Origin of the sequence: Microbacterium deminutum (genome assembly GCF_039530205.1) — a bacterium.
GTDB classification, from domain to species: Bacteria; Actinomycetota; Actinomycetes; order Actinomycetales; family Microbacteriaceae; genus Microbacterium; species Microbacterium deminutum.
The window spans coordinates 48,299-63,467 of record NZ_BAAAOG010000010.1 but is presented as its reverse complement, the minus strand read 5'-3'; the positions used below and the strand labels follow the sequence as shown (position 1 = coordinate 63,467).

Annotated in this window: 13 protein-coding genes; 5 read left to right on the top strand and 8 right to left on the bottom strand. The window is 64.8% G+C overall.

The window, feature by feature from the left end; genetic code table 11:
• Positions 1–22 precede the first annotated feature (22 nt).
• Positions 23–712, bottom strand: a complete 690-nt coding sequence (locus tag ABD212_RS17235; RefSeq protein WP_344097017.1) for a hypothetical protein — start codon at positions 710–712, stop codon at positions 23–25.
• A 411-nt stretch (positions 713–1,123) separates the two neighbouring features.
• Here ABD212_RS17235 and ABD212_RS17230 point away from each other — a divergent pair, with 411 nt between their 5' ends.
• On the top strand, positions 1,124–1,921 hold the full coding sequence (locus tag ABD212_RS17230; RefSeq protein ID WP_344097015.1) for an MBL fold metallo-hydrolase: 798 nt from the start codon (positions 1,124–1,126) through the stop codon (positions 1,919–1,921).
• Between the two features lie 360 nt (positions 1,922–2,281).
• Here ABD212_RS17230 and ABD212_RS17225 read toward each other — a convergent pair whose 3' ends face one another.
• Both ABD212_RS17225 and ABD212_RS17220 read right to left on the bottom strand, forming a co-directional pair.
• A complete protein-coding gene (locus ABD212_RS17225; protein ID WP_344097012.1) occupies positions 2,282–3,139 on the bottom strand; it encodes a hypothetical protein in 858 nt (285 codons plus the stop codon).
• A gap of 371 nt (positions 3,140–3,510) precedes the next feature.
• On the bottom strand, positions 3,511–4,707 hold the full coding sequence (locus tag ABD212_RS17220) for an MFS transporter (protein ID WP_344097010.1): 1,197 nt from the start codon (positions 4,705–4,707) through the stop codon (positions 3,511–3,513).
• Between the two features lie 409 nt (positions 4,708–5,116).
• On the opposite strand from ABD212_RS17220, the gene ABD212_RS19040 reads away from it, so the two are divergent.
• Entirely contained in the window at positions 5,117–5,590 is a 474-nt protein-coding gene (locus ABD212_RS19040; RefSeq protein ID WP_425561292.1) for a Dabb family protein, read from the top strand.
• A gap of 69 nt (positions 5,591–5,659) precedes the next feature.
• Here ABD212_RS19040 and ABD212_RS17215 read toward each other — a convergent pair whose 3' ends face one another.
• Positions 5,660–5,812, bottom strand: coding sequence for a hypothetical protein (locus ABD212_RS17215; protein WP_344097142.1), 153 nt, complete (start codon positions 5,810–5,812; stop codon positions 5,660–5,662).
• An 826-nt stretch (positions 5,813–6,638) separates the two neighbouring features.
• A complete protein-coding gene (locus ABD212_RS17210; RefSeq protein ID WP_344097008.1) occupies positions 6,639–7,526 on the bottom strand; it encodes an alpha/beta fold hydrolase in 888 nt (295 codons plus the stop codon).
• 432 nt (positions 7,527–7,958) lie between these two features.
• Here ABD212_RS17210 and ABD212_RS17205 point away from each other — a divergent pair, with 432 nt between their 5' ends.
• Together ABD212_RS17205 and ABD212_RS17200 are read left to right on the top strand one after the other, a co-directional pair.
• On the top strand, positions 7,959–8,252 hold the full coding sequence (locus tag ABD212_RS17205) for a cytoplasmic protein (RefSeq protein ID WP_344097006.1): 294 nt from the start codon (positions 7,959–7,961) through the stop codon (positions 8,250–8,252).
• 359 nt (positions 8,253–8,611) lie between these two features.
• Positions 8,612–10,324: a hypothetical protein gene (locus ABD212_RS17200; protein ID WP_344097004.1), complete on the top strand. Its 1,713-nt coding sequence runs from the start codon at positions 8,612–8,614 to the stop codon at positions 10,322–10,324.
• Between the two features lie 51 nt (positions 10,325–10,375).
• Here the strand turns inward: ABD212_RS17200 and ABD212_RS17195 are convergent, their stop codons facing one another.
• The 3 genes from ABD212_RS17195 to ABD212_RS17185 all read right to left on the bottom strand — a co-directional run bounded on the left by ABD212_RS17195 (position 10,376) and on the right by ABD212_RS17185 (position 13,871).
• Positions 10,376–11,614: a hypothetical protein gene (locus ABD212_RS17195; protein WP_344097002.1), complete on the bottom strand. Its 1,239-nt coding sequence runs from the start codon at positions 11,612–11,614 to the stop codon at positions 10,376–10,378.
• A 33-nt stretch (positions 11,615–11,647) separates the two neighbouring features.
• Complete coding sequence (locus ABD212_RS17190; RefSeq protein WP_344097000.1) at positions 11,648–11,785, bottom strand: hypothetical protein; 138 nt, start codon at positions 11,783–11,785, stop codon at positions 11,648–11,650.
• Positions 11,786–12,701: 916 nt separating this feature from the next.
• Positions 12,702–13,871 carry a glycoside hydrolase family 43 protein gene (locus tag ABD212_RS17185; protein ID WP_344096998.1) on the bottom strand — a complete coding sequence of 390 codons (1,170 nt, stop codon included), beginning with the start codon at positions 13,869–13,871 and terminating at the stop codon, positions 12,702–12,704.
• Positions 13,872–14,436: 565 nt separating this feature from the next.
• On the opposite strand from ABD212_RS17185, the gene ABD212_RS17180 reads away from it, so the two are divergent.
• Positions 14,437–15,126, top strand: a complete 690-nt coding sequence (locus ABD212_RS17180) for a hypothetical protein (protein ID WP_344096996.1) — start codon at positions 14,437–14,439, stop codon at positions 15,124–15,126.
• Positions 15,127–15,169: the final 43 nt, after the last annotated feature.

Here is a 15,169-nt window from a genome sequence, read left to right as displayed (position 1 = left end):
CGTGACCGAACGCGGTTTTGAGTTATCCGATGAGGCTGACGCCCCGTGCGATGACCAGGGCGAGGAGGACGAACCCTCCGAAGGACTCCAGCGACATGAGCAGTTTCGATCGAGCGGTGAGAGGCATGGTGTCGGTGGGGCTGAACGCCATCGAGTTGGACAGTGAGAAGTAGAAGTAGTCGACGAAGCCCGCTGTCCAGTCCGACTTCAGCGATGAGCCGGCTGCTACTTCGACGATGGTGTCGTCATCCTCGTCCTGCGGAAAACGGAAATCGGCGGCCGGAAGGTCCGAGCGTTCCGCCATCGTGCGCACGACGGGTCCACCCCGATCGATCTCCCAGAACAGCAGTGCGAAGCCGATCACATTCACCACCCAGACTTGGAGCGCCGATTGCAGCAACGATGGCCCGTCGCCGGTCCCGTCGACGAGTACGAAGACGAGCGAGACCAGAGTTATCTGGTTGGAGAGCACCACGATGATGGCGAGGGTGAGCGAGGCAACGCGCGACCACGTGGTCTGCTTCTTGAAGCGGTGCGGGTTGATGATGATGAGCGGGATCAGCAGCAGGATGCCGATCGCGACGGTCACGTACCGCTGGACCGTTATGAGATCGTTCGGCAATGCGCCGTAAAGGGCGAGCGCGACAACCAGCGCGAAGACCGCCGGCCACCGGTGCTCAATGCGGGCATTGCGCGTTTGGTGTTGACTCACGCACGAAGTCTAGGTTGACGGCTCCCACAGCCTCGCGGAGGCGCGACCCGTAAGCGCTCGCACGCCGGACATTGCATCGAGAAACGAGTCGAAACCCAATCAGTCGCACTTGAGGCGGCACATCAACGAGACAGGCGCCTTGAGCCTAGTGCTCGCTAGGGGATCCGCGGGGCGGGGCGACAGCCCTCGACCGCTACCCTCGCGCGCATTGCTCGAATAGGGATCCGTTGGGGCGGTCGGACCGCGGCCGCATGGGACGACGCTGATCGATCCTGCTTGCGGGAGGTGTACCCTGTTCGCCGCACCGAGAGGAGAGCGGTCAATGAGGCTCGGAGACGGGAACGCTGAACGGCGGTTGCGGATCACGGTGTTGAATGACGCGTTCGGCGCAGACGCGGCGATGGTCAAGGATTGGGGCTACTCGACCCTGATCGAGGCTGCCGATCGGCGCATACTTTTCGACACGGGCACAATGGTGAGGTTCTGGGCGCGAACGCGGCGGCCAAACGCATCGATCTGCAGAACCTCGACTTCGCGGTGATCTCTCATCGACACGGTGATCATATGGGCGGCCTGGCACACCTGCTGACAGTGAATCCCACGCTCACGGTATGGGCGCCCGACGAGCCATTCGGTGTCTTTGGCTCCCAGTTGGATGCCACCTTCCCCAGGGCTGACAATTCGTTGGCGCCGCATGAACGCTATTTCGACGGGAATCGCGACGGGATATGGAAAACCGGCAGCGCGTGGCCCCGTGCCGACTTCCACCTGGTCAGCGCGATCACCGAGATCGCCCCGGGAATCACACTGATCGCGCTGGTCTCTGACCGGCCCGGGACCGTTGAGCTTCGCGAGCTCTCCCTCGCCTTGGACACGCCCGATGGCATTGTCCTCGTGGTGGGATGTTCGCACCCGGGGATCGCGAACATCGTGGAGGCCGCCCGGCCGATCAACTCTGAGATTCTCTGCGTGGTCGGTGGCCTGCATCTGCTGGTCGCCGGCGACCTCGAGATCGCCTCCACCGTTGCCCTGTTGCACGACACGTACCACGTCAAGTACATCGCGCCGGGCCACTGCACCGGCGAACCGACGCTGATCGCACTGAAGAAGGTCTTCGGCGCACGCTGTCTATATGCCCGAGTCGGCAGCACACTGTCACTCGGCGGCTCCCCCACCACCGAGACACAACCGAGATCCACCGCAAAATAGCTCATGACGACCAGCGGTCGGGCGAGACATTCGCACCTGAGCCTGCCCACCGCCCGCGCCCCGCGGACATCACCGATAGGTATCACAATCGCACGCGCATAGACGCGTACGTGGCCAAGCCCCGAACGGGCATTGCCCGCTAGGGATCCTCAGCACGCGATATGCCGCCGAGGCGCAGACGTCGGGAGGGGACAGTGCAGATTCGTGGGGCGATCGATCTGGAGTTGCTGACGGGAGGGAACATGCACCCTGGCCGGTCGCGCCCATTCGGGATCACGCGGATCGGAGGCGAGTTCGTTCGCTGTCCGTTTACCGCTGTGAACTGAGTTGGTAATCGGGCTGGGGCGGCCAACTCGCTTGTCAGGCCTCCGATGGATCCGACGCGACCGTCGCCCGAGGAAGCCTCGGCGTGAGCTTGACGAGGCCAGGCTCTTCGTTCCAGCGTTGGATGGTCTGAACCAGCCAGAACAGCGCGAAGGCGAGCAGTGCGACGGCCTCGCAGATAAGGACGGCGTGAGTGTTTGGCAACGCGAACCCCAGAATCGGTGACAAAGGGATGTCGATGGCAAGGACTATTACGACGCCCGCATAGATCGCCCGCTGCCAGGGGCGCGGTTCGATGTTGCTCGTCTTGCGGAAGAAATTGATGAATGGAACGGTCGCAAATGCGATGAAGAACGCGATCGTCGCAGGGTAGTGCATCGAGAAGATCCACAGATTCGGGTCATCCGGATTGACCCATGCTGGGATGATGAGGGCGAGGACGACGAGAAACACTCCGAGTGCAACGATCATTGTGACTCGGACCCAGTTTCCTTCCAGCTGCTTGGTTCGCCACAGTATGAGGCCGGCAATGAGAATGAGCAGTAGCGCTACGAGGTAGGCCGTTACGCCGGTGATCACTCCGTCTGCCTCTACCTTTATTGACGCGGGGTCCAGCGCAGCAGGGATCAGCGCGATGAGTGGGGCAAATGGTGCTGCCATGTCGAGGAAGGCGCTCTCGGCGTCGGAGCCAGAAAGGACCGTGAGCGCTAGAGACGCAGCTACGAGCGATCCGACGAAGACGCTTCGGGCCGACGTGTAGTAGGAGTGGCTGATCGAAGGAGGCAGCACGCCGGAGCGGATCCATTCGATCACCACCCCGGCCAGGATGACAATGACGATTCCGACGAGCGCGACGCGAAGATACCGGTGAGTGCGCTGTGCAGCATCCGACATGGACGAATCCCCCAGAATGTGTGCCGAACTCCGGCGTAAGTGTCGACTGAGGTTGTCAGGAATTCACGCCGTTGGCGTCAAGATAGCCCTACTCGCTTCGGAGGACTAGAGCGTTTGCCGCCGCTGAGTTTGGGCGACTCCGACCCGCTGCGCCGGCTCAAACATCACGCGTCCCCCAAGTGACGCCGCGCACGCTTGAGAACTCACGCTCCGCAGCGGACACGATCGGTTAGTGTCGACGACGGTCCTGCCCGTTCGTTGTTCACCCAATAAGGCTCAACGTGCGCACGCGACGCGCGCGCGACGGTGCCGCATTAGTGCACCGCCCGCAAAGGGATCCATCGTGCTAGGGCCGACCCAGAGGACTGTATTCAGGCGGGCGGAGGATCTGACTCACGTGGCTTAGGGCGCTTGGGCTTTGGGCTTTGTAGCAGGGTGCTGCCGACGCCTGTGGCGAGGAGGGAGACGAGACCCATCGTGGCGAGAGCGAGGGGCAGGGAGGCTGCTGCGGCGATGGCGCCGACGAGGATGGGTCCTCCGGCGTCTCCGACTTCTCGGCCGAGTTCGGCGCTTCCCATTGTTCGTCCCATGCGGTTGGGTGGTGTCGCGGCGGCGAGAACTGCAAATCCCAGCGGGGTGATGACTCCGACCCCGACTCCGATGAGGGTCGCCGCAATGTAGATCGTGACGAGACCGGGGGTGACTGAGACGGCGGCCAGTCCAGCCGTGAGGAGCACGCCGGCGGAGGTCATGAGGATGCGGGATCGGTGCGGGGCGGTGTCGTGCCGGCGACCCATACCGGGCTGGATGATGGCGGAGATGAGTGCGAGGACGGTGACAGCTGCCATGCTGGCGAGCGGTTCCAGCCCGATCTGGGTGCCTAAGTACGGGAGGAATCCGACGGCGACGCCAAGCACCGCAGTGGCCGTAGCGAGCAAGATCACGGGGCCGAGGAAGGATCGGGCCGTGGATTGGCGAACGAGTTCGGCGAGTGTGGCGCGCGCTTTGGGAAGCACGGTGATCTGTGGGATTCCCCACGCAGCCCATCCCGCCGCGACCACGGAAAGCACCGTGAGGGCGACGAACAATGCGGGGAGCCCGGCCCACATGATCAGACCAGCCCCCAGGAGCGGCCCGGCCGCGTAACCGAGCCCTTTCCACGACCCATACCGACCGAAATACCGACCGGCCGCGCCGGCACCCGCCAACCGTGCCACCGCGGCCGAAGACGCCGGCGAGAAGGCGGCGGCCGCCGCGCCCTGCCCCAACCGGGCAAGCGCGAGCAGGACAGGTGTCGACGCGAACACACCGAGCAGGCAAGCCCCGGCGAAAACCGCGAGACCCCCCACGATCACCGGCTTGACACCGACCCGGTCGCTCAGCACGCCGAACAAGGGCTTCAGAATCACCTCAGCGATGTCGTAGACAGCGAGAATCACACCGAGCCCGAGGAACGACAGGCCGAGCTCGGCGGTCTCGGTCCCGATCGCCGCTGCGACACCGTGCGCGCCAAACGCAGTGGTGAACCCCGCAAGATACAGCGGCCCCAGGTTCACCCTTCTGGTCACGGCATCCTCCACCCGACCGACCGTAGTCGACCAAGCCGCGCACCCAGAGCGATCGTGGTCGTGCGCTGGCCGACACCGTTCTGGCGAATGTCCCACAGCCCGCCGCGGGACTTCGGTGGCCGACGCGAGGCTGACGGCTCCCTCGGTCAGCCGGGTGCGGGGGGAAGCGTGGCCGAGAGAGCCTGGCCCGCACACCGCAGGGCGCTCGGGGGTGGCCGACGCCCATAGCCGGGATGCCACCACCATAGTGGCCCCACTTACCGCCTGGAAAGCAAAGTATTCAACCTCGGTCACACCTCGGTGATCGGACCTGCCCGGCGAGGGGGTCCGTGTCGGTCCCCACGGGCGGGAGTCTCCGCTTCAGCTGACTCAGCACGCGACGCCGGTCATCCGTACGGCGCGTGCCATCATGTGGGCATGTCATCGCCGACCTCGCCTCTCACCTACCGCCCTGGCCAGCAATCGCTGTGAGCGCCGTGCTTGTCGCGGTGCTCGCAAGCGTCGTGAACGCGATCGTGGCCACGATCGCGATCGCCCTCGGACTCGACGCGACCGCCTCCCACGGATTAGAGGCATTCTCGACATCCCGCTCACCATCATCGGTGCGATCCGCTGGAAGCCCGAAGTCAGCCGGGCCGCGCTGGAAGACCTCGCCGACATGGCAGGCACATTTTCGGGAACGAACCCCGGAGTTCTAGCCGTTCATTGCGGGCCGAGCACCAGCCCCGAAGGCCTCGAGGGCGGATTCGAACAGGCGCTCATCGTCAACTTTGCGAGCAGTTCAGCGCGAGACGACTATCTACCGCACCCGGCGCATCAACCCGTCGCACAGCTGATTTCTCGATGGGCAGAAGAGGTCGTCGTCTTCGACGTCGATGCGTGATGGCTCGCCCGTGGTGGATCCGTTGATGAGTCACAGCGGCATCCGGGAACTCGACGGCACGAGCAGGTGTCAGTCGGTGGTGTCGGTCCAGGATGCGATGTCCACGCCCTTGTTGTCGGGCGACGCGAGCGACCACCAGGCAGGAGCGCACGAGTCGTCGGCGAGTCTGCCTCCGGCGGCGAGTGCGGCATCCACCCGCGCCCGAGCCTGGTCGGCCGGCACGAAGACACCCGCCGACCAGCGAGGACCTCGCGCGGACTCCACCGTACTCGGTAGTCGCCGTGCGCCCCAGCGTGACCTCACAGGGCGAGTCGCTTGGCTCCGCTCCGACGTTCTCGACGAAAGAGACCACTGATGCCTTCGAGCGGAATCGAGATGGTCAGACTTTCCCAGGTGACGTGCATTGCGCGTCGTGTGCCTGCTGATACATGTGGGCGAGGTCTATCAGATCGATGAACGTTCTGAAGGAAACGTCGGAGCCGTGTGCCACGTCGCTGAGGACAGTGGCAAGGTCTGCAGCGAGTCGCACGTCCAGGTGAGGTCGGATGCGAACACGCTCGGGTCCACGACAACCGGGCCCGTTTTCACTGTCCGCCCCGTTTCTGAGAAGAGCCGCGTCTAGGCTTCAGCGATGCGAGCCCGGGTGACGGCCGACCTCTCCTCAGTGAGGGTACCCGGCTGTGCCTCGTCGATTTTCGACATGTCCGCTCCTTACACATCTGCCCTGCGGCGGGCGTTCACATGGTGGTGTGGCCAGGACGCGCCGGCGTCGGCGTGACACCGTCTTGCTGCGCGACGCGCCCTGACCGGAAGGCGAGGATCGCCATCGCCACGAGCATGCGGTGACTCGATATCCAACCAACCCATGTTCGCGCCTGTGCGTCCCTTCGCGGACCGCTCTCGAGCGCTTACTTCAATCTGCAAGATCACCTACGCCGCGATCCTTGACGAGCCATCGCGGACGGCATCGACGTTGTCGAGTCGTACGAATCATCCGGTCGGTTCAGCCTGCTCTACGGCGGCCCATGAGCCGCCGACTTCTGAGATTTCAGCTCTCCTTGGTTGAGGCCTCGCCCAGCGCGGCAAGCGCCTTGCGAAGCGTCTCGGTCCACGCACCGGCGGTGGCGGGGTCGGTGTGCGAGCCGTGGTGACCCGGGAAGGTCACGAACGGCACCCCGAGCTCGTCGGCAATCCGGCGCGAGGTGCGACCGAACGGCAGGCCGAGGCTCAAAGCGCCGGCACCGACGACGACGTTCACGCCGTTCCCGGCGATCGCGGCCAGGTCGGGCTTGTAGTTCGTGAGCGGCAGCATCTGGTATTTCACGTAGAAGTCGGCGAACTCGAGTCCTGGCATGGCGTCGGCGTTCGGCCGCAAGGCCTCGACTTCGGCCTGGGTGAACGGCTTGCCGGCGTTGAACGGCAGCTGCGAGAGCAGAAGGAAGTCGAGGAAGCCCTGCTTGGGTCCTTCCGTCCACGCCGTGCGGTAGATCTCGGCGATCTTCGTCTGCAGTTCGCCCGCATCGGGCAGCACACGGATCACCGGTGGCTCGTGGACGACCAGACCCGCAACGACGTCGGGGATGTTCTTGCCGAGTTCGAGTGCGACCTCGGCTCCTGCGCTGTTGCCGAAGACAGTGGCTCGTTCCACCCCGGCCGCTTGCAGGACGGCAGCGACATCGCGGGCCTGCTGGCCGATTTCGTAGCGGCGCGGTTCGCGGCCTGTGCTGCGTCCGAACCCGCGCGGATCGTAGGTGATCACCGTGTGGTCGGTGGCGAGCGGGCCGGCGACGAGAGAGTAGACCGAGGCATCGCCCGGCGTGCCGGGGAGAAGGACGATGGGTGCGCCGTCGCCGCGAACGTCGAAGACGATCTCGTCGCCTTCGGCCGTGACGCGGTCGGTGCGGATGTCGGTGGTGAGAGTGTTCTGGATGGACATTGTCGTTGACTCCTTGCCATTTGGGCGGTGACTTCGGTCGCCGCCGGATATTGGATGGCCTCCGCCGTTGCGGTGGTTGATGTACACGATCCCGCTCGCTCGCGGGTCATCGCGCCCGTAGAACTCCCGGGTCGCACCCGGGCATCCACGCCAGACCCCTGGTGGAAGCGGTAGTGGCACGGATTGTGGGAACTGAAAGCGCGCTCGGCTGGTGGTTGACAATCGTTGGCGCCGTACTTGGGGCCGCGGCCGCGCTCCTCTTCACGATCGGTGCTCAGGGTTCGGCTCTCGCGGCGGCCGGAACCGGGTGGTACCGACCAAAGCTCGGCGAGCGCGCGATTAGTGGCTGCACCCGCCCGCAGAAGGACCGGCAATCGAGCCGTGACGTGCGGGGCGGATGCTCGGTTGTCGGGCTGGTCGACAATGGGCTGCATGGATGCCATTGAGGGCGCTCCCGAGGTTTACGAGATCGTCTTTGAGAATGAGCGTGTGCGCGTACTTCGTTTCGTGACCCAGCCGGGTCAGGCGTGGCCGTTGCATCAGCATCCGGATTCCGTGGCCGTTTCCCTGTCGGACTATCGCATCCGCAACACCATTCCCGGTTACGCGCCAACCGAGCGCGCAAGCCGACTCGGGGACGTTCGTTGGATCGACGCCACATCGCATACGGGACAGAACACCGGAGACACGGAGATGGTCGGCCTGATCGTGGAACTCAAACCATGACCGTCGCGATCTGCGGAACCAGCCCGCGTCCGGACCCCCCTTCCTACGGAGCTCACGTCTAGCCTGATGCGTCCATCCTCCGACTCACCACCCTTGGCCAAGGTCTTGACCTGCACCGGCGGGCTCGCTGACGGGAGGATCGCGGAACCGCGGGCGATCTCGTTGTCGTGCTTGCTGCTGGGTCCTTTACGCGATTGAGCAAGTGCCGTGGCGGCGGCGGCGGCGTAAAGTGAGTCGCCTGGTGGTGTTGTCAATGACGAACACGAAGCTCCCTTGTTTGGCCGGGTTGCACGCGTCATGCGCGTCCCCTCCCTATAGGCGTCCCAGCGCCCACGGCGCGCATCAATGACCATCGCGCGATGGCCGACTTCTTCACACCCTCGACATTCGACTGGCCAGAGCGCCCCGATGCATCCCCGGCGGGTGGTTTCCTGATCCAACGCCGTAGCGGGAACCGAAACTTCGAGGTCGTTGTCGCATGGCCCCACGGCGGGCTGGCGTACTTCGCGCGGGACAACGGCCCGGTGCCACCGCGATGGATTGGACCGACACGCTTCGGCCACGGTCACTACCTGGGAGCATCGGTCACCGAGTCAGACAACAGCACATTCAACTACTCCGATGTCAAGAACCTCGAAGTGGCGGCCGTCCGCGACAACGGCACGGTGGAGCACTGGTGGATGGAGAACGGTGGCGGCTTCGTCTGGCATCAGGCGGAGACCGTTCTCTCCGGCGCTATTGGTGTCCCCGCATTGGTCTATGGCGGCGCGGAGCTGAAGCAAGGCGTCCTGGGGATCGATCTCGACCAACACCTCAGCGGTGAGATGCACCTCATCTGCCCCTTGGCGGGCGGCGGCTTCGCGTACCAAAGCAAATTGGATGTCAACGGCACTGAGCTTTCACCGGCGGCCATGGCGCTCCCCGATTTGTCGGCATGGAAGAACCATCAGGCTCCCTTGCCGTCTGGCCCGGAGATCCTGAGCGACCGTCAATTCGTGGGCGCGGCCGTTGTCCTGCCGCCCTGGCCCAGCGCCCGTTTCGCGGCCAGCTGGAGCCAATTTCGGGAGAACAGCAACATCCTCTCGGCCGGGGTGCTGGTCGCCGTGGTGTCGGATCGGGGGGCGCTGACACTCTTCGAGTGGGGACCGAAACAGGTACTGGGCGCGCCGGGCGGGGTCGTGCTCGGATGGCAGCAAGGACTGAGTATCACCACCCCAGAAACCGGCGACGGAGCCCCTGGACAGGTGCTGCGACCGTGCCGTGGGCGTCCCAGCATGTTCCAAGGCGACTACGACTTGGACGACACTGTGTTCTTCCCCGTCGACAACGGCAAACACTTCGGCAACATCGAGCTTGTCGCCCCCAACAAGACCGGCGGCATCCATCACCTGTGGCGAGACTGCGGTTCCCCGTACGCGTCAGAGCCCCTCGACAGGATCTGGCGCTATGCCACCCTCATCGGGTCAGAACTCTACGACGAGGTCTCGCTCATCCAAAGCAACTTCGGCAACGCCGACCATGGCAACCTGGAACTGGTCGCGCGCCGCTTCGACCAGAATGGCTTCGACTTCTTCTGGCGCGACGAGAACTTCAACTGGCACGGCCCCGAACACGTCGGCCCCCCGGGAACGACGTCCGCACCACTGACCATCGCATCCGAGCCGACCGCGGACGACTTCGTCCACTGGCATACCGCCGACGCGAACGGCGCCACCGGAACACTGCACGATGGTGTCGTGACCCTGACCGGCCCCATGGGCACGGCGTTCTACTTCCACGATGACTACCCGAACTTCAGTTCCGAACGATTCACCCCACGGCTGAGCGCAACCGGCATGGTCGAGATCAGAGGAGGAGTCGAGCGCTCTTCGAATGCGGGCTTCCCCCACAGCGAGGTCGTGGAGTGCGTGGGATCGAACTTCGCCGTCTTCTTCGCGCCCTGGCCATCCTCTTATGGAGGACTTCCGATCGTTCGACGTGTATCAGTGTCAGCCGCGCGCGGAGACAATTACGCTCGTCCTCACTGCGCGCCTTACGGTGGTCGTGGCACCGCACCGAATTGCGGACGGTGACGCGAGCGCCGAGTCGTCGAGACGGGAGGCGGAGCTGGAAATGGTCATGTCTCAGCTGTTCTCCTCGGCGCGGACGTACCGGGCGCGGACGCCGCTCATCGGATCGCGTCGAAAGTCCCGGCGTGCGATCATCGTGCCTACCAGGCCGATGCTCGCGATGATCGCTCCCATTGTGCAAAGCAGTGGGAGCACCCACAGCCCCGCCGTTGCGGTCAGCACCGCAATGGCGACGCAGAGGATGACGACCACAATGAGCGTGATCCCCATCCTGCGTTGCGAGTCCCGCTTGCTGTTCAGCCATGCCGACCACTGGGGTTCTTGTGGCAACCACCACTCCCAGTCGGCGGGGAGCGGCATCAGGCATCCAGGCGGTCTTCGGTACTCGGTGACAGACAACCCGATGTACTCCGACACCCACTCCTGGCCTGGCTGAGGCCACCCAGGTGGCGGGTTGAACCGCATCGGCAGCTCCTCCCGCCAGCCCTGCTCCGACGTACCCGTCTCGGCCTCGAAGGCCTTGGAAGGCGCCGCGGCGCGCCTGCCCATCCGCCAAAGTTTGTACCAGCTCGCTGAGAGCTCCGAATCGGCCGCGATTTCCGCGGCCTTCTCATCATCGAGGAGCAGACCCATGTTCCGTCGGGTCACGTCGTGTGTCAGCGCGAGCCGGAACTGTTCCAGCGTCGTGTCGCCACGGTCGTCGCGATCGGAATCTTCCGAGGCCGGCCGCGACGGTGCAGCCTCGTCCTCCCGCTCCCAGCGGGAAACACCTGGGGCCGCTTGCGATGACTGAGACGCCGCGGTGGGTCGATCGGCCGCCGCCAGCGCGATTGCCGATTGGTTGATGAGGGCAGCGAACCCGCGGGCGCTGGCCACGACGGTGCGATTGTTCTTTCGCGCAACCGCACAAACGAGGAATGTCGTCGGTCCCTCGACGATGAGATACAGATCGCGATCATCCACCCGCTCGGGCAACGCCGACGTCGTCATCCCGATAGCTCCTGCTCGCCCGACCGTGAGCCGTCGGTTTACAGTGTCCGAGTCGTCAATGCTCGCCCTCAGTCCCGCGAGAGGGTGCACCAAGCCGTTCTCGTACCCCTCAATCAGCGACGTGCTCGTGAGCCGGAGCGTCACTTTCCATGTCGACAGCGTCGCGATGACGCCATCTGACACGTTCGCCGCCTTATGTTGCCGCACGATGCGAATCATGGTTACGACGAACGAGACGAGGAAGATGACGAGGACGATTGCCAGCACAACGCCGAAACCGATCATCCCCATGTCGGCGAGCATAGCCACCACCGGCAACGGCAGACGGAGTGATTCCTATCGCGCGGCGTCTTCTGTGCGCGTGATGAGGTTGCGCATGTCGAGGTGGGTGGCGAGCATCGCCGGCAGGTCGGCGTCGGGGGCCGACGAAGCCGACGCCATCACGCGCCCAGGCGTGCCATGAGACGTACCCACCCCTGCGCGTTCCCCTACCGGCAACGAACCACCAGAGTGCGGAGACACTCGAGGAGTCACCACGTCGCCTGGCGCACGAACTGAGAGGCGAGTAGCGTCTGCGCCAGCGCGGGAAAGGTGAGCGCATGGCGACCCCAAGTTCTGACAACACCGCCGAGGTGGCGGGCCCCAGCTCGGAAGCCGCGAGTCAGGCCGCGAACGCCGCATGGCAGCGCCAGCTCCCGATGCGGTTCAACCCGCCGCCCGGCTGGCCGATACCGAGCCGCGCATGGATTCTGCAGCACATGGGACGGGGAATGTCCGACGCGTGGAAACCTGTGGATGCCCCGCCGGATCCGCCCGTTGACTGGCCGTGGTGGGTCCGGCAGGAACCCGCGTGGACTGCCTGGATCGAGAGGGAGAAGCGCTCCTTCCGGGGCCTGCCGTGGCTCGTCGCCGCGCTTGTCGCCTCACCAGTCGTGATAGTCCTCCTACTCCCCCTGACGGGAGCGACGGTGGTCGCCACTTTCGCGGCGCTGGCTCTCGCCTGCGGCGTGATGGTGATCGCCACACGACGCAGTCAGTTCCGTAGGGACCCGGTGGCGCGATTCCGCGAGCAACACCGGGACGAATGGATGCCGATCCTGAATGAATCCGACTCTGATCCCGGAGACCAGGGCGGCTGTAGGCGAGCGCGCCGCATGGGGGGCGACGTTACCTGACTCCGCTTCGGCGGCGGCTCAGGCGATTGATTCCTATCGTGCCCCTTTGGGGTCGCGGGGCCAGACCTAGGCGTCCCTAAAGATGTGTGGCGTGCGGTCTTCCGCGTCTGCTGCATCCATTCACCCGTCCACTCCGTCCGCCCACCGGTGCCCATATCCGGGCATGGCTGGGATAGGGACCCGCCTACGAGGCCCGGCGATGTTGGTCCGGGAGCTTAGCCCGCCGCCAACACCAGCAGCAGGATCCCGGCGACGAGGACTGTCAGCAGTAGCCAGCTTCCCCATTCCGGCCATTTCCCGGGGTCCCACGGGCCTGGCGGGAGGTCGAGAGCCTTGTGTATGCGGGCTTCCTCTGTGGCCAGGTCATGTAGCGCGTCCGAACGGCCCTCGCTCGCGTCTTCGTGATTGGGGTCGACGAACGACCCGCCGAGCACCCGCGCCCGTTCGATCTGGATCTGCGCCAACCGTCCACGGAGCAGGTCAGGGTCGTCGCTGCTGGAAGAAGCGCTAATCCGTGTGCGACCGTGCACCTGGAGGCTCTTGCGCGTTTCGACGACAGGGCGCATGACGGCACGCTCGTACGGTGGAATGTCGGGCTGATGCCAGGTCAGAAGGAGTCCGCCGTCGAGTGTTTTGGCGATCATGCCGTGACCGCCGTGGCGGGTCAGAAGCGGCACCGAATCATGGATCCACCGGCCGGTGATGCGGCCCGTTTCGGACCGACTTATGCCCATGGCGGATCCATTGATGGTGGGACTGGACCACAGCATGACGAGTTGTCCCGACCGGAGGCGGTGCAGGAACGGGCCGGCACCGTCGCGCGTCGCCCAGGTCGCATCCGAAGCCTGGAACAGCAGGATGCGCTGTCCGACGGGATGTGTGAGGTCTGCACTGAGGCGTTGGGCCACGATCTCGCTGTCGCCGAACTGGGTCCGGTCGTGGCAGAACACGATCCACGGGTCACCGGCGTCGTCCAGGTGCAACGTGCCGCCGGAGCAATCCCACTCGACCGGTGTGAGTGGGCCGTCGCTCCACGGCAGATACGGCCCCGCGGGACGGTCCGCAACCAAAACCTGCGTCCCGCGGGCGACTCCGTTCGCGTCGAATGTCGCGAACATGAAGTACCGGCCCGCGTGTGCGTGCACTTCCGGTGCCCAGAAGTTGCGATCAGCCCAGAATCCCGCTGGCGAACGGAACGCGGGAAATGGTCCCTGCCAGGACTCCAGGTCGGTGCTGCGGTAGCAGTCGAATCCCGAGGCCAGGGAGTCCATGAACTCGACGTGTCCGCTGCCGAACAGGTAGTACGCACGTTCGCTGCTCACGGTGAGGAGGAATGGGTCGCGCACGCGGATGTCCGCGATGGGTTGAGTTTCACTGGGATCCATCGCGCCTCCTTTGACCTCTGTCGACGGGCTGGCGCGTTCTGCCGCCCTCGCTTCCATTGTGTGGCCACGGGCGGAAATGTCCACTGGGCCGCGAACGTTTGATTCCTGGTGACTCATAGGAGCGCCGCGTGAAGAGTTTGGTAATACTCGTGTGACCACATTGAGCTGGGCGAGCCTACTGAACAGGGTCATCGCTGCAGGGAAGGTCGGATGAGTGGACTCCTCTGAATGCGCCGCCGTGCATGGAGTGCGTGCCCAAGATGGTCACTCCGTCGCCCTCTGCCGGATTGGGCCCGATAATTCTCGCCGGGCGCAGCCGGCAACGGCACCGACCACGCTCTACTCACGGGCGAGGGTGGGATGGGTGCGATTCGTAGCCCCCTGGAAGGAGCGTTCACCAAGTGCTGGTTCGCACAGGGCGCGAAGGCACCGACCACCTGATCGGCAGCAGTGGTCGCAGGCCGCATCCGGCATGTATGTCTTTTGTAGTGAGCAGCGATGCGTGGCCTGGGGAGTGTCCGGCGAGTAATCTCTGAACCAGGCGGCCCTAAGGGGAGGTGAGGGCATGCCCGATGCGAGCGGGGACGTCACTGGTTCGGCGGGTTCCCCGGAGTTCGGTGCGGGTACCAGTGAGGAACAGTTTCGCCAGGCTTTGACCAGGCCGCTGTCCCGCCTGAAGTTGGGGATCGACATCAGCGACGAGGATGCCGCGTCCATCGCGGCGGACGAGACCCTGTGCGCTCGCTGCTACGACGCGTGGCTCGCGAGCAAGACGAGCAACGATTCTCCCGGCGGCTCGACCGAGAGGCGTCGATCGAACGGGGACGAGCAGGAAGCCTCCTGGCGACGAGCGCTGCCGATGCGCTTCAATGCTCCGCCCGGCTGGCCAGATCCTAGTCACGATTGGGTAATGGAGCACATCGGGTTGCCTATGGCCGATTATCGGAGGCCGCCAGGAGCGCCAACTGCTTATCCCGTGAACTGGGAGTGGTGGATACCCCAGGATCCCCACTGGACCGAGTGGGTGCAGGGAAAGCGGCGCTTCTACGGAACGTTGGCAGGTTTCCTTGGCTTTGCGTTCGTGGGATGTGTCGCGATTGCTGTCACGTCCGGCTGGCAGGGTGCGTGGCCCGGGGGCGCAATTGGCGCGATGGTTGCAGGCTTTGGCCTCGTCGGAGTAGGCGTCGAGTATGTGGCGTTCCGGAAGGACCCGATGCTCAGTTTCCGCGGCGAGTACTTCAGAGACGCGGAGTAGCTCCAGGAGGGCAGGAGCCTTCACCGTTGAGCGATGCCGACAA